Origin of the sequence: Curtobacterium sp. MCBA15_009 (assembly GCF_001864895.1) — a bacterium.
Taxonomy (GTDB): domain Bacteria; phylum Actinomycetota; class Actinomycetes; order Actinomycetales; family Microbacteriaceae; genus Curtobacterium.
On the sequence record NZ_MJGO01000039.1, the window covers coordinates 303,341 to 322,645 of the forward strand.

The following is a 19,305-nucleotide window of genomic DNA, read 5'->3' on the forward strand; positions in this document are numbered from 1 at the left end:
GACCGACACCGGCACCCCGTGGAGCACTGGCTCACCGTCGCGATCACCGTCCTGCTCGTCCTGCTGGACCTGGCGATCCGCGTCTTCTCGATCATCTACGTCCCGATCAACCGCAAGCCGCAGACCGCGACCGCATGGCTGCTCGCGATCTTCCTCATCCCCTACATCGGCTTCATCGTCTTCCTCGTCATCGGGTCGACGAAACTGCCCCGCGCCCGCCGCGAGAAGCAGACCGAGATCAACGCGTACATCCTCGAGCAGACCGAGGGCATCGAGCGGGTCCGCCGTGACCACCCGTGGCCGGGTTGGCTCGAAGGGGTCACCCGGCTGAACCGGGAGCTCGGTGCCATGCCGCTCGTCGGCGGCAACTCCGCGGAGCTCTACCCGGACTCGGTGGAGTCCATCGCCGAGATGACCCGGGCGATCGACCAGTCCCGACGGTTCGTGCACGTCGAGTTCTACATCGCCACCCTCGACGACACCACGCGCCCGTTCTTCGACGCCCTCGCCCGGGCGCAGGCCCGCGGCGTCACCGTCCGGTTCCTGCTCGACCACTGGGCCAGCCGCGGCTACCCGGGCTACAAGGACACGCTCGCGTTCCTCGACCAGGCCGGCATCGCGTGGCACCTCATGCTCCCGCTGCTGCCGCTGCAGGGGAAGTTCCAGCGCCCCGACCTGCGCAACCACCGGAAGATCATGGTCATCGACGGCTCGGTGGCGTTCACCGGGTCGCAGAACCTGATCGACGCCTCGTACGACCTCAAGTCGCACATCGAGAAGGGCATGGTCTACAAGGACCTGTTCGCCCGGTTCGAGGGCCCGGTCGTCGCCGGCCTCAACGCCCTGTTCGTCACCGACTGGTACAGCGAGACCGACGAACTGCTGCTGCGCGAGAGCGATCCCGTGCAGCGCGCCGACCGCGGTGACGCGCTCGACTGCCAGGTCGTGCCGTCCGGCCCCGGCTTCGACGGCGAGAACAACCTGCGCCTGTTCAACGCGCTGCTGTACTCGGCGCAGGAGAAGGTGTCGATCACCTCGCCGTACTTCGTGCCGGACGACTCGATGCTCTACGCGATCACCACGACCGCGCAGCGCGGCGTCGAGGTCGAGCTCTTCGTCGGCGAGCTCGGCGACCACGCGATGACCTGGCACGCGCAGCGGTCCTACTACGAGGCGCTCCTGCGCGCCGGTGTCCGCATCTGGCTGTACCGCGCCCCGACGATCCTGCACGCGAAGCACTTCACGATCGACGACGAGGTCTCGGTCATCGGCTCGAGCAACATGGACATGCGGTCCTTCAGCCTGAACCTCGAGGTCTCCGTGATGGTCCGCGGCCACCGCTTCGTCGACGCGCTGCGCGAGGTGCAGCAGGCCTACAAGGAGCACAGCTTCGAGCTGACGCTCGACGCCTGGCTCGACCGGCCGCGCCGCTCGCAGGTGCTCGACAACGTCGCGCGGCTCACGGCGGCGCTGCAGTAGCGGCGCGGGAGCGCGCGGTGGTTGCAGTTCCGCGCGTGGGTGGCAGTTCCGCGCGTAGTCAGGTCTTTCGCGCGTGGTCAGGTCTTTCGCGCGTAGGAGGGCGGAAGTTCCGTCCCCCTACGCGCGATTCTTCTTTCCACGTCGCGCGCGATGGGACGGAACGTGCGGGGGCGGGTGACGCGCGGGGGCAGTTCCGCGCGCGGGTGGCAGTTCCGCGCGTGGTCAGGTCTTCCGCGCATAGGAGGGCGGAAGTTCCGTCCCCCAACGCGCGATTCTTCTCTCCACGTCGCGCGCGATGGGACGGAACGTCCGGACAGCCGGGAGGCGCGGCACCCGACCGGCAGGCCACCACCAGCCCGGCAGCCGCTCACGTCCACTGCGGACTGCCGCGCCGACCGGGTGGGTCAGCGCACCGGGACCAGGCTGGCCAGGGCACCCACCACACGCTCGAATGGGCCGCGCCCGAGGAACCGACGCCAGAGCATCGCGAACACCACGGAACCGAGGGCGAACCAGACCCACGCCTCGCCGGACTCCGGGTACTCGGGTAGCAGCGCGATGACGACGAGGTGCCCCGAGTAGATCGTCAGCGGCATCGACCCGACCGCGGCGAGCGGGAACGCGATGCGCTCGGCGGTTCGGCCGTGCCCGTCGAACACCAGGGTGCAGAGTGCGATGACGGCGACCGCGACACCGGTGGTCCCGACCACGTCGACGATCGACGACGAGTGGTCGCGCGGCGACAGGAAGAGCTGCGCGAGGGCCTCGGCGGGCGTGGAGCCCTCGCCCGCGTACGGCACACCGGGGAACGCCCACGCAGCGTCGGGAGGGGTCGGCGCCAGGAGCGCACCGGCGACGGAGGCCACGACCGCGGCCACGCTGCCGGACGCGAGGAGCGCGACCTGCCGGCCCCGGGCCTCCAGGCCGCTGCGCGCGACCGCGAGACCGACCAGCACGTACGCCAGGAACGTGACCACCGGGTAGACCAGACCGAGTTGGACGCCGATCATGTCGGCGCCCGAGTAGGCGGGGGCGATCGCCAGCGCGACGAGGGGTGACAGCAGCGCGCAGACGGCGGCGATGGTGAGCAGTGCCGCCGGACGGAGGCGGAGCACCGGCACCACCAGCAGGAACAGCGCACCGTAGGTCGGCAGGATCACGTAGACCGGGGTGTCGAGCGCCATGAGCGCGAAGCCGATGAGGACGACCGCGACCGCACGGATCGCGAGCCGGGCGCGGACCCGTCCGATGGTCGGGGGTCCCGGCGGTTCGGTCCGGCCGCTCGTCAGGCCGATCGACACCCCGGCGAGGACCGCGAACAGGGTGGAGGGCCGGCCGTGCGCGACCGCGGACCACGTGGCCGGGTCCGTCCAGTCGAGCGCGTCGGCGATGTCGCCGATGTGCGCGGCCATCATGCTGAGCAGGGCGATCGCCCGCGCGACGTCGACCCCCTGCAGCCGCACGGCGCAGACGGACGCGCCCCGCACCGCTCGGAGCGGGACGGGGCGCGTGTCGGTCATCGTGGTCAGTTGCTCGGCACGTCGACGCGGCCGAGCGAGACGTCGATCATCTCGTCGCGCGGCACGACCTTGATCCGCTCGCGACCCTCGGCAGCGCCGAGTGCCTGCTCGTGGGTGTCGAGGTGGTGCCAGCCGTCGAGGTCCGTGTACTCGACGCCGCGCGAGCGCAGCAGGGCCGGGATCGCCTCGTCGGAGGGGTCCTCCGGCGTCCACCAGCTCGCCTGGTCCGTGACGATGTGCTGCACGGTCTCCATCGCGTCGGACTTCGTGTGCCCGATGAGGCCGACCGGACCGCGCTTGATCCAGCCGGTCGCGTAGACGCCGGGGATCTGCTGGTTGTCGTCGTCGAGGACCTGGCCCTCGTGGTTCGGGATGACGCCGTGACGCTCGTCGAACGGCACGTCGGGCAGCGGGGAACCGAAGTACCCGACGGCACGGTACGCGGCCTGGATCGGGATCTCGCGGATCTCACCGGTGCCCTCGACGCCGCCCTGGCCGTTCGGCCGCGTGCGCTCGTACCGGATGGCCGTCAGCGTGCCGTCCTCGCCGACGAACTCGACGGGCTTCGCGTAGAAGTGCAGGTGCAGCCGTCGGCTCGCCTGCCCGGTCTCGCGCGTGCGCCACTGCTCGAGCACGCGGTTGATCACCATGACCTGCTTGTTCGTCGCGATCGCGGTCTTCGACGCCTCGTCGTGGTCGAAGTCCTCGTCGTAGACGATCATGTCGACGTCGCGGACCTCGCCGAGCTCGCGGAGCTCGAGCGGCGTGAACTTGACCTGCGCCGGGCCGCGGCGGCCGAAGACGTGCACGTCGGTGACCGGGCTCGCCTTGAGGCCCTGGTAGACGTTGTCCGGGATCTCGGTGGGCAGCAGGTCGTCGGCGTGCTTCGCGAGCATGCGGGAGACGTCGAGGGCCACGTTGCCCACGCCGATCACCGCGACGCTCTCGGCCGTCAGGGGCCAGGTGCGCGGGACGTCGGGGTGGCCGTCGAACCAGCTCACGAAGTCGGCTGCGCCGTACGAGCCCTCGAGGTCGACCCCGGGGATGTCGAGGTCGGCGTCCTTGATCGCACCCGTCGAGAACACGACCGCGTTGTAGTGCTTCTTGAGGTCGTCGAGGGTGATGTCCTCGCCGTACCGGACGTTGCCGAACAGCCGGACGACGCCGCTGTCCAGCACGTCGCGGAGGGCGTTGATGATGCCCTTGATGCGCGGGTGGTCCGGGGCGACGCCGTACCGGACCAGGCCGTAGGGGGCGGGGAGCTGCTCGAACAGGTCGATCGACACGTCGTGGCCGCGGGCTTCGCGCAGCAGGATGTCCGCGGCGTAGATGCCGGCGGGGCCGGCGCCGACGATGGCGAGTCGGAGGGTGGGCACTGTTCGTCTCCAGTTCGTTCGGGTGGGGGTTCCCGGGTGCGTCCGCTCGGCCACCGTGCGGTGCCGACGCGGACGGTGTTCAGCGGCTGCGGTCGACGACGGACTCGGCGAAGCGGGTCAGCGCCTTCTTCACCGTGCCGTCCGGCAGCGGGGCGAGCGCGTCGACGGCTTCGTGCGCCCAGGCCACGGCGACCGCGCGCGTCGCCGCGGTGGCCTCGTGCTCGCGGAGCGCGGCGACGGCGGACTGGTACGGCTCCGAGCCGACGGCGTCGTCCGGGGCGCCGTTGACGTCACGGTCGATGCGCTCGACCAGGTCGTGCGCGGACGGGTCCGTGGCGGCGAGCCGGCGGAGCTGCAGCAGCGGCAGCGTGTCGACGCCGGCGCGCAGGTCGTTGCCGGCGATCTTGCCCGTCTTGTCGGTGGCGGGCGCGAGGTCGATGACGTCGTCGACGAGCTGGAAGGCGACGCCGACCTTCTCGCCGAAGGTGCCGACCGCGTCGAGGTACGAGCGGTCCGCGCCGGAGAACATCACTCCGGCGCGCGCCGCGGTGGCGATGAGCGAACCGGTCTTGTCGCTGAGCACCTGGATGTAGTGCTGCACCGGGTCGTCGTCGGGCTGCGGCCCCGTGGTCTCGTGCAGCTGGCCCATGCAGAGACGCTGGAAGGTCTCCGCCTGCATCCGGATGCCCTCGGTGCCGAGGTCGGCCGTGATGAGGCTGGCGCGGGCGAAGAGCAGGTCGCCGGTCAGGATCGCGACGTTGTTGCCGTAGGTGATCTGTGCGGCGGGCACGCCGCGGCGGACGGGTGCCTCGTCCATCACGTCGTCGTGGTAGAGCGACGCGAGGTGGGTCGTCTCGATGCTGACGGCGGCCTTCACCACGGCGTCGGTCACGCCGTTGCCGAGCTGCGCGATGAGGAGCGTCAGCGTCGGACGGATGCGCTTGCCGCCGGCCGACAACAGGTAACGGCTGGTGGTGTCTGCCAGGGTGTCGGTGGAGCGCATGGCGTCCTCGAGGCCCTGTTCGACGAGTTCGAGTCCGTCGTCGACGGCCGCGATGAAGCGGCGGTCGGCGGGCGTGGCGAACAACCGCTCGCCGATGCCCAGCGAGGCGCGCAGGCTCGGTGCACGACGTGCGACCGGGACGCTCGGGTTCAAGTGCTGCTCCGTCTTCGGGTGGTCGGACCGGTCAGTCGGCGGGGTCGACGCGCGGCTGCTCGCCGGTGGCCTGGTGGTCGCGGCGCGCCTTCGCGCGTCGTGCTGCCGACTCGCGGACCGTGTCGGCCACGGGCTTCCGCCCACGGTGCAGTGCGACGATGCCGGCGGTGAGGTTGCGGTAGGCGACCACGGAGAACCCGACGCCGCGCAGCCACTGGGTCAGGACCTGCTGGTCGGGCCACGCGTCGATGGACTCGGCGAGGTAGCGGTAGGCGGCCGGGTTGCTGCTCGACAGCCGGGCGATGCCGGGGAGCACCCGCTTGAGGTAGGTGCCGTAGCCGACGCGCAGCAGCGCACGCGGCGGCGTCGAGAACTCGCAGATGACGACGCGGCCACCGGGCTTGAGGACCCGGAGCATCTCGGCGAGCGCCTGCTTCGGGTCGTTGACGTTGCGCAGGCCGAACGAGATCGTGACGGCGTCGAAGGTGTCGTCGTCGAACGGCAGGCGCTCGGCGTCGCCCTCGACGAAGGTGATCTCGGGGTGACGCTCACGCCCGACGGCGATCATGCCGGCCGACAGGTCGAGTGCGGTGACCTCGGCACCCTTCTTCGCGAAGGCAGCGGCGCTCGTGCCGGTGCCGGCCGCGATGTCCAGCACCTTCTCGCCGGGTTGCGGGTCGATCGCCCGGACCGTCGCGACGCGCCACAGCGGGGCGTTGCCCGCCGACAGGATGTCGTTCGTGAGGTCGTACTTGGCCGCGACGTCGTCGAACATCGCCGCCACCTCGTCCGGCCGCTTGTTCAGGTCCGCTCTGCTCACACCAACGATCCTAGAGGTCCCGGCCGGACGTTCACCGGACTCGCAGCGACCCGGGCGGTGCGCGCGGGACGTCGGGCGGTCGCGGAGCCGGGACACCGCCCGTGCACGGCCCCGTCACCGACCGCGTACGGCCCGGTCACCGACCGCGCACGGCCCCGTCGCCGACGGCGCACGGGCCTGTCGCCGTCCGCGCGTAGCATCGGACCCGTGACCCGAACCACCACGGCGGCGCCCCCGCTGACGGTCTCGACCCGGATCCTCGACGACCCGGGCGCCGTCCTCCGACACACCCTCCGCGACCGTCCGCTCGCCTTCGTCCGGAACGGCGACGGCATCGCCGGCATCGGCGAGGCGCTCCGGTTCACCTTCACCGGCCCGGACCGGATGCGCGACGCGGCGGCCGCCTGGCGCGCCGTCGTCGCGTCCGCGACCGTGGACGACCCGGTGCAGCTGCGCGGCTCCGGCCTGGTGGCGTTCGGGTCGTTCGCCTTCGCCGACGACTCGGCAGAGGAGAGCGTGCTCATCGTGCCGCGTGTCGTCATCGGCCGTCGCCGGGGCAAGGCCTGGCTCACCGCGATCGACACGACCGCCGGCGCCGAGCCGCTCGCGTTCTCGCGCACCTCGGTGCCCGTCCCCCTCGTCGGACCGCACGTGTCCGTCGCGCTGCGGGCCGGACACACCGACGAGGCCGCGTACGCCGCCGCCGTCGACGAGGCCGTCCACCGGATCGTCGCCGGTGAGGCGCAGAAGGTCGTGCTCGCGCGCGACCTGGTCGGCACCCTGCCCGACGGCGCCGACCGGCGTGCGGTGCTCCTCGACCTCGCGGCGTCCTACCCGCAGTGCGTCGTGTTCGCCGTCGACGGGCTCGTCGGGGCGACGCCGGAGACCCTCGCGCGGACGGACGGCACCCGACTGACCGCCCGGGTGCTCGCCGGCAGCGCGGCGCGCGGCGACGACGAGGTCTCCGACCGCGCCGCGGCCGAGGCCCTCGCGTCGAGCGCGAAGGACGTCGAGGAGCACGCCTTCGCGATCGACAGCCTGCTCGCGGCGCTCCGGCCGCTCGCGACCGACCTGCGGGCCGATGCCGAGCCGTTCCGGTTGCAGCTGCCGAACCTGTGGCACCTGGCGACCGACGTGCAGGCGACGCTGCCGCCGGACACGACCTCGCTCGACGTGGCGGACGCCCTGCACCCGACGGCCGCGGTCGCCGGCACGCCGACCGACGTCGCCGTGCGCCTGGTCGCCGAGCTCGAGGGCGTCGACCGCGGGCGGTACGCCGGGCCCGTCGGCTGGATGAGCGCGACGGGTGACGGCGAGTGGATGCTCGCCCTGCGGAGCGCCCGCATCGACGACGACGGCACGGTTCGCGCGTGGGCCGGCGCCGGGATCGTCGCCGGGTCCGACCCGGCGCGCGAGGTCGCCGAGACCGCCCTGAAGTTCCGCCCGATCGCCGACGCCCTGGCCTGACGACGGCCGGGAGGCGCGGCGCACGCCCGTCACGTCGGCCGCGGCCCGACGCGGTGCGGCTGGGCGAGACGCCACGGCCCGCGTGGACCGCCGCTCAGTCGGAGGCTCCGTGCGGTCCGCGCCCCGGTACGGCCGTCGCGCCCCGACTCACCGGGGCGCGACGGCTGTGAGCGGGCGCGGTGCTGCCGGATCGCACCCGGGCGCGCAGTGACGGTGCGACGCTCCGCCGGGCATCCCCGGTCAGTCGACCAGCGGGACCTCGATCACCACGCGTTCGGCGGGGTCGGTGAGCACGCGCTCCAGGTCGCCCCAGGTCGCTGCCCGGCGGTACTCCCACCCGAGCCCGGTGACGACCCGTTCGACGTCGACGTGCTGCGGCGTCGACATCATCCGTCGCATGTCGGCGTCCGGCGTGGTCTTCGCGACCTCGAGCCCGCGGAAGATCGCGCCGCCGTGGTCGTTGCCGACGACGACCTGCACCCGGTGCGTCGGTTCCTCGGTGCCGGTGACGAACGCGCCGAGGTCGTGCAGCAGCGTCAGGTCGCCGAGCAGCACGCGTGTGGTGCCGACCGACGCCGAGGACCGCTCGAGCGCCGCCGCGATGCCGAGCGCGGTCGAGACGGTCCCGTCGATGCCGGCGAGGCCGCGGTTCGCGTGCACCCGGATCTTCTTGCCGAGCACGCGGGCGTCGGCCTCGCGGATGAGCTGCGAGGCGCCGAGGACGAGCCGGTCGTGCGGCCACGTCACCCCCCAGACGGCCTCGGCGAGCATCACCCGGTCGACCGGTCGGCGACGGAGTGCGACCTCGTCACGGAGGAACTTGTTCCGCTCGGCGCGGTCGGCCGAGCGCTTCGCGTCGAGGTCCGGGCCGGCGTCGCCGTCTCCGAGCACCCGTCGGCTCGCGCCGACCCACCGGCCGACCCACGCACGGTGCTCCGGCCGGGTGCGGCCCGTCACACGGACTTCGGACACGAAGGTGGTCGCGGCGTCCGGACGGGAGGCACGGGCCGGGTCGAACGGGTCGGCCGTGTGTCCGCGGACCACGATCGTCTCCACGTCGGCGCGCTGCAGGAGTGCCGGGACCTCGCGGCTGAGCGTCGGGTGCCCGAGCACCACGGCGCGGCGCACCGCGCCGCCGAACGCCGCGTCGCGCAACAGTTCGCGGTAGGTGATGACGAGGTTCCGGCCGAAGCGCGCGCCGCTGGTCACCTCGGCGAGCAGCGGCGCTCCGAGCTCCCACGCGATGCGCTCGGCGTCCTCGCCGGCGTCGTGCCCGGCGATCACCACGGTGGCCGGCTCGTCGTCGGGCGTGAGGTCCGCGACGGGCAGGCCGGTGTGTGCACGACGGGTGGCGTGTGCCAGGTCGACCTCGTCGTCGGGGACGCCGTCGACGCCCTCGTCCGGGAGCCCGGCGGAGAGCGGTTCGCGGAAGGCCACGTTGAGCTGCGCCGGACCCGGCTGGCCGGTGTGTCCGGCGGCGGCCGCCACGGCCTGTCGCGCGAGGGTGCGCAGCGCGGTGCGCGCGGACTCGTCGAGACGGTGCGCGGACGGGGCCTCGACGTCGCGGACGAACGGCACGGCCGGGCCGAAGATCCCTGGCTGGACGGTGGTCTGGTTGCTGCCGATCCCCCGGAGCTCGTCGGGGCGGTCGGCGCTGAGCACGATCATCGGGACGCCCGAGTGGTGCGCCTCGAGCACGGCGGGGTGCAGGTTCGCGACGGCCGTGCCCGACGTCGTCACGACCGCGGCCGGCCGGTTGCTCTCGACCGCGAGGCCGAGGGCGAAGAACCCTGCGGTGCGCTCGTCGAGCCGCACGTGCACGGAGATGCCGCCGGCACGCTCGAGGGCGACGGCGGCCAGGGCGAGCGCCTGGGAGCGCGAACCCGGGCTGACGACGACGTCGGTCACGCCGGCGCGGGCGAGTTCCTGCAGCAGCGCCAGCGCGGCGTCGGTCGCCGGGCTGCCCGACCCGACGGGGCCGTCAGCGATCGGCGCGGCCGTCGTCGTCGCGGTCGTGGAACTGGTCTTCGAGGTCTCGGAGGGTGGCGTCGTCCTGGTCCTTGTCCGTGAGGGTGGAGCCCGGCGCAGGCGTGCCGCCGAGGAAGTCCGGGTCGTCTTCCGGTCCACGGTACCGGCGCCCGGTGCCGGGGTCGGTCGCCGGTGCGCGGCCGAGCAGGAACCAGAGCAGTCCGCCGAGCACGGGGAGGACGATCACGAGGAGGATCCAGATGCCGCGCCGCAGGGAGCGGATGCGCTCACGGGGCATGGTGGCGCAGTCGATGGCCGCGTACACCGTGAAGGCGACGGCTGCCACGGCGACGATCAACCACAGTCGGACCATGCCGGCGAGTCTAGGAGCCGACCCTGTGATCGTCCTGCCCGCCGACCGTCCGTAGACTTGCCGCGTGAAAGCGTGGCTCCTGTACACCCTCGCCCGGCTCGGCATCTTCGCGGCAGCCCTGGTGCTGCTCCTCGCGCTGACCCCGATGCCGTGGTACTGGGCGACGATCGTCGCCGCGCTCGTCGGGCTGCTCGTCTCCTACATCGCACTGGCGCGGCTCCGCACGCAGGTCGCGACGAGCCTGGCGAACCGCCGCACCGCGCCGGCCGCCGACGCGGACTCCGACTTCGAGGACGGCGTCGTCGACGCCTCGGCCGCCGACCAGCGGTTCGCGCCCGAGGTGCGTCCGGTCTCCGACGCCGACCGGCACGCGGCGCGGAAGGACGACGGCGCCCGCTGACCCGTCAGGCGCGGCCGGCCGCGCCGCTCAGGGCTGGACGGCCAGGGTGGTGCCGAGCACGACGCCGAAGACGAGCGACGCGAACGAGGACAGCTGCAGCGCGGTGATGAGCTCTCGGGGCTTCCGCGAGGTCACCCCGATCACGAGTGCCGGCAGGGCCAGCAGCAGCGAGAAGTACGTGAACCCGCTGCGGAAGTAGAGCAGCACGAACCAGAGCAGCACCACGTACGGCAGCATCAGGAACAGGCCGTAGAGCACGCGGGCGACCGGTCGGCCGACCACGACCGCGAGCGTGCGCTTGCCGGCCGCGGTGTCCTCGTCGATGTCGCGGATGTTGTTCACCATGAGCACGGCGCAGGCGAAGGACCCGGCCGCGACCGCGGCCGCCCACCCGCTGACCGTCACCTGCTCGATGAGGACGAACTGCGTGCCGAGGACGGCGACGAGTCCGAAGAAGACGAACACGAAGACCTCACCGAGGGCGTTGTACCCGTAGGGCTTCTTGCCGCCGGTGTAGAACCACGCCGCGACGATCGCGGCGGCACCGACGAGCAGCAGCCACCACAACTGGGTGAGGACGACGATGACCAGTCCGGCGACGGCCGCGAGCCCGAAGAAGGTCAGGGCGACGGTGAGGACCGTCCGCGGCTTCGCCATCCCGGCACCGGTCAGGCGGGCCGGTCCGACGCGGAACTCGTCGGTGCCCCGGACGCCGTCCGAGTAGTCGTTGCTGTAGTTCACGCCGATCTGCAGGAACAGTGCGACCGCCAGGGCGAGCAGGGCGATGGTGAGGTGCCCGTCCTGCCCGATCCACGAGCCGAAGTCACCGGGGGTCGTGCTGTCGACGAACGCGACCGCGGTGCCGAGCACCACCGGCACCACGCCGAGCGTCAGGGTGCGGAGGCGGGCACCGCCGATCCAGTCGCGAGCCGTCGCACCGCCCTTCGCGCGCTGGGGGGCAGCGGCCTTCGCCGGGTTGCCGGACCGGCCCTTCTTCTGGGTCGCGTTCTTCGTTCGTGCCACGACCATCGATCCTATCCGCGACCCGGCGGCGCCGGGCTCGCCGTCAGTCGGATGCGAGGGCCTGGACCGCGCGACGGTCGGGCTTGCCGGTCGGGAGCATCGGCATCCGCTCCACCAGGACGACGGCGGTCGGCCGGGCAGCGCGGCCGAGGGCGGACCCGACGTGCTCGCGCACGGTGTCGAGGTCGAGCGGGCGCTCCGTCACGACGACCGGGACCTCGCCCCACTCCCCCGACGACCGCCGCGTGACGACCGCGCCGTCCTGCCCGGGCAGGTCCCGCACGAGCCGTTCCACCGCGCCGAGCTGGACCTTCTCGCCGCCGGAGATGACGACGTCGTCGAGTCGACCGAGGACCTGGACGCGGCCGTCGTCGAGCGTCGCGGCGTCCCCCGTCCGGTACCAGCGGGCGTTGTCGCGCTCGACGAAGGCCGCGGCCGTCCGGCGGTCGTCGTCGAGGTACCCCTCGGCCAGCATCGGACCGGACAGCAGCAGCTCGCCGTCGTCGAGCGCGGTCCGCACGGTGCCGAGCGGCGTGCCGTCGTACACGCAGCCGCCGCTCGTCTCGCTCGCCCCGTACGTGGTCACGACGCGGACCCCGACCCCGAGCGCCCGTTCCCGGAGCGCCGCCGGGGTGGCCTGTCCGCCCACGAGCACCGCGTCGAAGCCGGCGAGGGCCGCCGTCGCACGCTCGTCGTCGAGCACCCGGGCGAGCTGGACGGGCACGAGCGACGTGTACCGGCGCGGGGCGGCCGGCCCCGTGACGAGCCGGTCGGCGGCGTCCGCGAACGCCGCCGCGTCGAAGTGCCCCGGCGGGACGACCGCGGGTTCCGTCCCGGCGGTGATGGACCGGGTCAGCACGTTGAGGCCGGCGATGTAGTGGGTCGGCAGCGCGAGCACCCAGCCGCCGGGGCCGCCCAGTGCGGCGTCCGCTGCCGCGGCACCGGCGAGCAGGGCCTCGGACGAGAGCGCCACGCGCTTGCCGGTGCCGGTGGACCCGCTCGTCTCGACGACCAGGGCGACCCCCTGTCGGACGTCGGCCGGTGGCGGGGTCGGCAGCGCCGGGGCGTCCGGTGCGACGGGGAGCAGTGCGGGGCCGCCGGCGAGGGCAGCCTCCAGGCCGCGGAGCACGACCAGCGGATCCGACGTGCCGAGCGCGACCAGCGGACGGGGCATCAGTAGTGCCAGGGGAACGCGGTCCACTCGGGTGCGCGCTTCTCGAGGAAGGAGTCGCGTCCCTCGACGGCCTCGTCGGTGCCGTAGGCCAGGCGGGTCGCCTCGCCGGCGAAGACCTGCTGGCCGACCATGCCGTCGTCGACCGCGTTGAAGGCGTACTTGAGCATCCGGATCGCCGTCGGCGACTTGCCGAGGATGGTCTCGCCCCAGCGGACGGCCTCGCGCTCGAGGTCCGCGTGCGGCACGACCTTGTTCACCGCGCCCATCTCGTACGCACGCTGCGCCGAGTACTCCTCGGCGAGGAAGAAGACCTCGCGCGCGAGCTTCTGACCGATCTGCTTCGCGTAGTACGCGCTGCCGTACCCGCCGTCGAACGAGCCGACGTCGGCGTCGGTCTGCTTGAACCTGCCGTGCTCCGCACTCGCGATGGTCAGGTCGCAGATGGCGTGCAGCGAGTGCCCGCCGCCGGCGGCCCAGCCGGGCACGACGGCGATGACGACCTTCGGCATCATCCGGATGAGGCGCTGCACCTCGAGGATGTGCAGCCGGCCCATCGACGCCTGCGCCGCGGCGGGGTCGACGCCCTCGGGTGGTGCGCCCTCATCGCCGACGTACTGGTAGCCGCTCCGGCCACGGATGCGCTGGTCGCCGCCGGAGCAGAACGCCCAGCCGCCGTCCTTCGGGCTCGGGCCGTTGCCGGTGAGCAGGACGACGCCGACACGGGGGTCCTGACGGGCGTCGTCGAGGGCCCGGTACAGCTCGTCGACCGAGCGCGGGCGGAACGCGTTGCGCACCTCGGGGCGGTCGAACGCGACGCGGACGATGCCCTTGGAGACGTGCTTGTGGTACGTGATGTCCGTGAAGTGCTCGGCGATCGGGGCCTCGGCCCAGACGGCGGGATCGAACAGGTCGGAGACGGGGGCAGCCATGCTCCCAACGTACCGCCGCGGCACGGGCGGGCGTCGCGGTCGGTGCGGGTCAGCCGCCCATGTCGGTGAGGACCTCGGGGGCCACGAACACCAGGATCACGATGAGGATCACGGGGTTCGCGAAGAACGCCACGACGACCCCGACCGCTCCGTACCACCGGCCGAAGGACCCGACGGCGGCGACGAAGCCGAGCACGGCGGCGATGAGGGTGAGGAACACGACGACGAAGCAGATGCCGAACGCGAAGTTCGTGTCGCCGCCCATGAAGACCGCGAACGCGCTGGCGTCGACCGCTGCCGACACCACCGCGAGGCCGAGGGCGATCTTGCCGACGACCGGGTTGCGGCGACGACGGTCGGCGGTGTGCCGGACGTCGACGGTGTTCTGCTGGAGCAGGCGCGAGAACTCGTCGGGGTCGCGGCCCGGGGCCTTCGCGGCGGCTCCGCGGGCGCCGGGGTTGCGGGCGACCGACGGGGCGGGCGCTCGCCCGGTCTCCGGTCGCGACGAGCCGGTCGGTCGCGGGTTCGACGAGCGCGAGTTCGACGAGCGCGGTGTCGACGCACGCTGCTGCGGATCCGGCGCCACCGAGCCTCCCTCGTTCCGGTTCGTTCCACCGTCGACCTGGGCCGACCGGTGCATGCTAGTGCCCTGCCCTGGCGGTCGGCTCCGAGGAACCGGCGGGTGGGCTGGACGGCGTCCGGACTGGGATGATGGCGACGTGCTCCCCGACCTCGCCGACCTCCTCGCCGATGCGCACGTCGTCGCCCTGCCCATGCGCGTCCGGTTCCGCGGCATCACCACCCGCGAGGCCCTGGTGCTCCGCGGGCCGGCCGGCTGGACCGAGTTCTCGCCCTTCGTCGAGTACGACGACGCCGAGGCCGCGTCCTGGCTCCGGGCCGCGATCGACTTCGGCTGGACCGACCACGCCGCCGCCGCCGAGTCGGTGCCGGTGAACGCGACCGTCCCGGCGATCGCCCCCGGTGCCGTCGCCGACCTGCTCGCGCGCTACCCGGGCTGCACGACCGCGAAGGTCAAGGTCGCCGAACCCGGCACCACGCTCGACGACGACGTCGCCCGGGTCGCCGAGGTCCGCCGGGTGATGGGTCCCTCGGCCACGGTGCGGGTCGACGCCAACGGGCTCTGGAGCGTCGACCGGGCCACCGCCGCCCTGGAGCGGCTCGCCCCCTACGACCTGCAGTACGCCGAGCAGCCGTGCGGCACCGTGCCGGAGCTCGCCGAACTCCGCTCCCGCACCGCCGGGCTCGGCGTCCGGATCGCCGCCGACGAGAGCGTCCGCCGTGCCTCCGACCCGCTCGCGGTCGCCCGGGCCGGTGCCGCGGACGTGCTCGTGGTCAAGGCGCAACCGCTCGGCGGCATCACCGCTGCCCGCTCCCTGGTCGCCGAGGCCGGGCTGCCCTGCGTGGTGTCCAGTGCACTCGACACGTCGGTCGGGCTCGGCATGGGGGCGTTCCTCGCGGCCGCCGCGATGTCGCCGGGCTACGCCGCCGGGCTCGGCACGGCCGCGATGTTCGACACCGACGTCACGACCGAGCCCCTGCTGCCCGTTGACGGCCGGGTGCCGGTGCGCCGCGCCGCGGTGTCCCGTGACCTGCTCGAGCGGAACGCGGCCTCGCCCGAGCGCACGGCGTGGTGGCAGGCACGGCTCGAGCGCGTGCACGCGGTGCTCGCGGACGCGTAGGCGCGGCAGCCGAGCGGCGGGTGGCCGGGCGGGCGGCCGCGCGGGCCGATCGCGCTCGGCCGGGGTCGCACGACGCGCCGCTCGCGTCCGCCGGGGTCGCACGTCCGGCCGCTCGGCGGCGGACGGAGCGGCAGATCGCGCGGCCTCGAGGGGCAGCCGGCCGGCCGGCGGGTGGCCGGCGGGTGGCCGGGCGGCCGGCCGGCGGGTGCCCCGCCGACCGAGCCGATCGCGCGCGCCGCGGTCGCACGACACGCCGCTCGCGTCCGCCCAGGTCGCACGTCCGGCCGCTCGGCGACGCCCGGAGCGGCAGATCGTGCGACCTCGGCGCTCCGCCGAGCGACTGCGCGCCAACGGTCCGGACGGGGCCGGCACCTGCGCGGATCGGGCCGGACGACGGACGGGAGGCACGGTGCCAGCTGGCACCGTGCCTCCCGTCCGGTCGTGGTGGCGACCCGGCCCCGTCAGCGGACCCGGCGACTCACAGACCGGAGTAGCTGTGCAGCCCCTTGAAGAAGACGTTGACCACGGAGAAGTTGAACATGACCGCGGCGAAGCCGATCAGGGCGAGCCACGAGGACCGGGCGCCCCGCCAGCCGCGGGTCGCGCGGGCGTGGATGTAGCCAGCGTAGATGACCCAGATGATGAAGGTCCAGACCTCCTTCGTGTCCCAGCCCCAGTAACGGCCCCAGGCGCTCTGCGCCCAGATCGCACCGGCGATGAGCGTGAAGGTCCAGAGCACGAAGCCGACGAGCAGGACGCGGTAGGTCAGGACCTCGAGCCGGTCGGCGTTCGGCAGCGTCGCCATGAAGCGGAGCTTCTGCTCGGCCGAGCGGCCCTGCCGGTAGGTCTGCACGAGCTGTGCGATCGCGAGGCCCGCGCCGAGGGCGAAGAACCCGGTGCCGGCGATGGCGACGAACACGTGGATGACGAGCCAGTAGGACGTCAGCGCCGGCACGAGCGGCCGGACGGGGACGTAGTAGTTCACCGTCGCGATGCCGAGCAGGATGATCGTCAGCCCGCTGATGAAGACGCCGAGGAACTTCAGGTTCTGCCAGAACTGCACGAGCAGGAAGATCAGCGTGATGAGCGCCGTGCCCGTCAGCGAGAACTCGAACATGTTGCCCCACGGCACACGGTCGGCCGCGATCCCGCGCAGCACCACCGCTCCGACGTGCAGCACGAGCGCGAGGACGGTCATCGCCATCCCGACCCGCTCGAACGTCGTGCCGCGGCCGGACGCACCGCTGCCGTTCGCGGGCGGAGCAGTGACCTGCTCGAGGACGACCGTGCCGCCGCGGACGGTGGCGACGGTCTTGCCGGACCGGGCGGCCGTGGTGGTCGCCGTGTCGTCGGCACCGTCGGTACCGACCGCCTTCGCAGCGGCCGCGACCTCGCCCGATCGTTTCGCCATGTCCAGCGCGAACGAGATGAACGCGATGACGTAGACCGACATCGCGGAGTACGTCAGCACGACCGAGTAGGTCGCCAGGTTCGTGGTCAAGTCGCTCACTGGGGCATCCTAACGCCGAGGTCCGACAGGTGGCGGTGTGCGAGGTCCGCGACGGCACGCTCGAGGTTCGGGTCCTCGCCGCGGGCCAGGCCGGCGTACTCGAGGTCGTACTCGCCGTGCTCGGCGCCCGTCCGGGGCACCGCCTTCACCCACACGCGGCGGCGCGGCACGAACAGCGACGTGAGCAGGCCGAGCGTGGAGAGCAGGGCGAAGCCGGCGACCCACACCGAGGACGGGTCGTGGTGCACGTCGAGCGAGACGTACCGCTTCACGCCGTCGAAGGTGATCGACCCGGCACCGTCGGGCAGCTGCTTCGTCTGGCCGGGCTTCAGCATGATCGAGGGCGCGTCCGACTGACGGCCGGCGATCTGCTGCAGGCCGCCGGTGTCGAGCGTGTAGACGCTCTGCGGCACACCGCTGTCGAGGCCGAGGTCGCCGGTGTAGACCTGCAGGCTCAGCAGCGGGTTCTGGGCGTCCGGGTAGGCGCTCCTGAAGGCGCCGGAGGCCTGCTTCGTCGCCGTCGGGTAGAAGAACCCCTGCATGCCGAGCTGGTCCGGTACCGAGTCCGGCACCTTGATGACGCCGACCGAGGTGTAGTTGGAGTCCTCCGGCAGGAAGGGCACGACGTCCTGGAAGGCGACGTCGCCCTTGCCGTCGCGCACCGTGACGGACATCGCGTACCCGTTGCCGAGCAGGTAGACGTTCGTCCCGCCGACGTGCAGCGGGCTGTTCACGCCGAGCCGCTTGGTCGCGGCCTCGCCGCCCTGCTCGCGGGTGGTGACGGTGGCGGAGTAGTCGAGCGCCTGCCCGAGGGCGTCGAGGTTCTTCTCCTCGTACGTCGTCGTGAACTTGTCGAGCGTCAGGTTGTAGCCCTGCAGGTCGGACTGGTGGAACCAGCGCCCCGGGTTGAACGAGTCGTACGAGCCGAGGACGTTCGAGAAGGTCTGCCCCTCGACGAGCAGCCGCTGCCCGGTGTAGCCGAACCCGCCGCCGACACCGACGGCGAGGAGCACGCCGACGAGCGCCGCGTGGAACACGAGGTTGCCCGTCTCGCGCAGGTAGCCGCGCTCCGCGCTGACCGAGTCCCCGAAGCGCTCCACCCGGTAGCCGGACCGCTTGAGGATCGCCATCGCGCGCGTCACGGCGTGGTCGACGGACGGGAGGCCCGTGGCCGCGTCCGTCGTCCCGGCGTCGCCCGCCACCGTGTCCGGTTCCACCGCCACCGACCGGAAGCCCGCCAGGCGCGTCAGGCGCGCGGGCGTGCGGGGCGGTCGCGTCCGGAGCGCCTGCCAGTGGTGCTTCGTCCGGGGCAGGATGCACCCGATGAGCGAGACGAACAGCAGCAGGTAGATCGCGGAGAACCACACCGACGTGTAGGTGTCGAAGACCTGCAGCTTGTCGAGGATCGGGTAGAGCGTCGCGTGCTCGGTCTTGTACTGCACGACGCCGTTCGGGTCGGCGGTGCGCTGCGGCACGAGCGAGCCCGGGATCGCCGCGAGCGCGAGCAGCATGAGCAGGAAGAGCGCGGTGCGCATGCTCGTGAGCTGACGCCAGGCGAAGCGGAGAGACCCGACCAGACCGAGCTTCGGCTGGACGATCTCGGAGTCACCCGGGCCGGAGCCGTCGACGTGGTCGGACGGCCGCTGCGGGTCGGCCACGAGGTCGGTGCCGTCGTCAGATCGCGGGGACATAGCTCTGGATCACCGCCCCGACGCTCGACATGATGGCCGACCAGATGCCGGTGACCATGAGCAGACCGATGACGATCAGGATCGCTCCTCCGATGATGTTGACGGTGCGCATGTGGCGCTTCACGGCACGCACGGCGCCGGTGGCCCACCCCGCGCCGAGGGCGACGAGCAGGAAGGGGATGCCGAGCCCCAGGCAGTAGGCCACCCCGAGCCACATGCCCTGCCAGGCGCTGCCGGACTGCACGCTGAGCAGGTTGATGGCCGCCAGCGTCGGACCGAGGCACGGGGTCCAGCCGAGGCCGAAGACGATGCCGAGCAGCGGGGCGCCGACCAGACCGGTGGCGGGTGTCCAGCCGGGCTTGATCGTGCGCTGCATGAAGGTGAAGCGACCGACGAAGACGAGCCCCATCGCGATCACCACGACGCCGAGGACCTGCGTGATGAGGTCGCGCCAGCGGACGAGCCAGAAGCCGAGCGCGCCGAACACGGTCGTGTAGGCGACGAAGACCGCCGTGAAGCCGAGGATGAAGAGCAGCACGCCGAGCACGACGCGCCCCCGCCGCTGCCCGCCCTCGGCCACGCCACCGACGTACCCGAGGTAGCCCGGCACGAGCGGGAGCACGCACGGCGACAGGAACGACACGAGACCGGCGAGCGCGGCCACGGGCAGCGCCACGGCCATCTGCCCGCTCAGGATCGCGTCGGCGAAGGGGTTGGAG

At 72.8% G+C, this 19,305-nt stretch carries 17 protein-coding genes; 4 read left to right on the plus strand and 13 right to left on the minus strand.

The annotated features are described in order from the left end of the window. Positions 1-18 precede the first annotated feature (18 nt). Positions 19-1,479, plus strand: coding sequence for a cardiolipin synthase (cls, locus tag BIU97_RS14660; RefSeq protein WP_071261169.1), 1,461 nt, complete (start codon positions 19-21; stop codon positions 1,477-1,479). A 404-nt stretch (positions 1,480-1,883) separates the two neighbouring features. On the opposite strand, the gene BIU97_RS14665 is transcribed toward cls, so the two are convergent. The 4 genes from BIU97_RS14665 to BIU97_RS14680 all read right to left on the minus strand — a co-directional run bounded on the left by BIU97_RS14665 (position 1,884) and on the right by BIU97_RS14680 (position 6,351). Continuing rightward, entirely contained in the window at positions 1,884-2,999 is a 1,116-nt protein-coding gene (locus BIU97_RS14665; protein WP_071298027.1) for a heparan-alpha-glucosaminide N-acetyltransferase domain-containing protein, read from the minus strand. 5 nt (positions 3,000-3,004) lie between these two features. Further along, positions 3,005-4,375, minus strand: coding sequence for an FAD-dependent oxidoreductase (locus BIU97_RS14670; protein ID WP_071261165.1), 1,371 nt, complete (start codon positions 4,373-4,375; stop codon positions 3,005-3,007). Between the two features lie 79 nt (positions 4,376-4,454). Beyond that, complete coding sequence (locus tag BIU97_RS14675) at positions 4,455-5,531, minus strand: polyprenyl synthetase family protein (RefSeq protein WP_071298028.1); 1,077 nt, start codon at positions 5,529-5,531, stop codon at positions 4,455-4,457. A gap of 31 nt (positions 5,532-5,562) precedes the next feature. Then, the gene (locus BIU97_RS14680) at positions 5,563-6,351 is read right to left on the minus strand and encodes a demethylmenaquinone methyltransferase (protein ID WP_071261161.1); all 789 of its coding nucleotides are present in this window, start codon (positions 6,349-6,351) and stop codon (positions 5,563-5,565) included. Between the two features lie 207 nt (positions 6,352-6,558). On the opposite strand from BIU97_RS14680, the gene BIU97_RS14685 reads away from it, so the two are divergent. Beyond that, positions 6,559-7,818: an isochorismate synthase gene (locus BIU97_RS14685; RefSeq protein ID WP_071298029.1), complete on the plus strand. Its 1,260-nt coding sequence runs from the start codon at positions 6,559-6,561 to the stop codon at positions 7,816-7,818. Positions 7,819-8,058: 240 nt separating this feature from the next. On the opposite strand, the gene menD is transcribed toward BIU97_RS14685, so the two are convergent. Then, positions 8,059-9,807, minus strand: a complete 1,749-nt coding sequence (menD, locus tag BIU97_RS14690) for a 2-succinyl-5-enolpyruvyl-6-hydroxy-3-cyclohexene-1-carboxylic-acid synthase (protein ID WP_071298072.1) — start codon at positions 9,805-9,807, stop codon at positions 8,059-8,061. Then, positions 9,800-10,159, minus strand: a complete 360-nt coding sequence (locus BIU97_RS14695) for a PLDc N-terminal domain-containing protein (protein ID WP_071261159.1) — start codon at positions 10,157-10,159, stop codon at positions 9,800-9,802. The genes menD and BIU97_RS14695 overlap by 8 nt, the downstream gene beginning before the upstream one ends. 64 nt (positions 10,160-10,223) lie before the next feature. Here BIU97_RS14695 and BIU97_RS14700 point away from each other — a divergent pair, with 64 nt between their 5' ends. Next, positions 10,224-10,559: a DUF4229 domain-containing protein gene (locus BIU97_RS14700; protein WP_071261157.1), complete on the plus strand. Its 336-nt coding sequence runs from the start codon at positions 10,224-10,226 to the stop codon at positions 10,557-10,559. Between the two features lie 27 nt (positions 10,560-10,586). Here the strand turns inward: BIU97_RS14700 and BIU97_RS14705 are convergent, their stop codons facing one another. From BIU97_RS14705 to BIU97_RS14720, 4 genes are read right to left on the minus strand one after another with little or no spacing between them, the layout of a single operon-like run. Then, a complete protein-coding gene (locus tag BIU97_RS14705; protein WP_071298030.1) occupies positions 10,587-11,588 on the minus strand; it encodes a 1,4-dihydroxy-2-naphthoate polyprenyltransferase in 1,002 nt (333 codons plus the stop codon). Between the two features lie 37 nt (positions 11,589-11,625). Beyond that, the gene (locus tag BIU97_RS14710; RefSeq protein ID WP_071298031.1) at positions 11,626-12,756 is read right to left on the minus strand and encodes an AMP-binding protein; all 1,131 of its coding nucleotides are present in this window, start codon (positions 12,754-12,756) and stop codon (positions 11,626-11,628) included. Then, a complete protein-coding gene (locus tag BIU97_RS14715) occupies positions 12,756-13,685 on the minus strand; it encodes a 1,4-dihydroxy-2-naphthoyl-CoA synthase (protein ID WP_071298032.1) in 930 nt (309 codons plus the stop codon). The genes BIU97_RS14710 and BIU97_RS14715 overlap by 1 nt, the downstream gene beginning before the upstream one ends. 49 nt (positions 13,686-13,734) lie before the next feature. After that, positions 13,735-14,271, minus strand: a complete 537-nt coding sequence (locus BIU97_RS14720) for a hypothetical protein (RefSeq protein WP_139196064.1) — start codon at positions 14,269-14,271, stop codon at positions 13,735-13,737. Positions 14,272-14,404: 133 nt separating this feature from the next. On the opposite strand from BIU97_RS14720, the gene BIU97_RS14725 reads away from it, so the two are divergent. After that, positions 14,405-15,385 (plus strand): o-succinylbenzoate synthase, encoded by a 981-nt coding sequence (locus tag BIU97_RS14725; RefSeq protein ID WP_254783003.1) that lies wholly within the window; start codon positions 14,405-14,407, stop codon positions 15,383-15,385. Between the two features lie 478 nt (positions 15,386-15,863). Here the strand turns inward: BIU97_RS14725 and ccsB are convergent, their stop codons facing one another. From ccsB to BIU97_RS14740, 3 genes are read right to left on the minus strand one after another with little or no spacing between them, the layout of a single operon-like run. After that, positions 15,864-16,895, minus strand: a complete 1,032-nt coding sequence (ccsB, locus tag BIU97_RS14730) for a c-type cytochrome biogenesis protein CcsB (RefSeq protein ID WP_254783004.1) — start codon at positions 16,893-16,895, stop codon at positions 15,864-15,866. Continuing rightward, entirely contained in the window at positions 16,892-18,586 is a 1,695-nt protein-coding gene (resB, locus tag BIU97_RS14735; RefSeq protein WP_071261148.1) for a cytochrome c biogenesis protein ResB, read from the minus strand. The genes ccsB and resB overlap by 4 nt, the downstream gene beginning before the upstream one ends. Further along, a complete protein-coding gene (locus tag BIU97_RS14740; protein ID WP_071262084.1) occupies positions 18,570-19,268 on the minus strand; it encodes a cytochrome c biogenesis CcdA family protein in 699 nt (232 codons plus the stop codon). The genes resB and BIU97_RS14740 overlap by 17 nt, the downstream gene beginning before the upstream one ends. Positions 19,269-19,305: the final 37 nt, after the last annotated feature.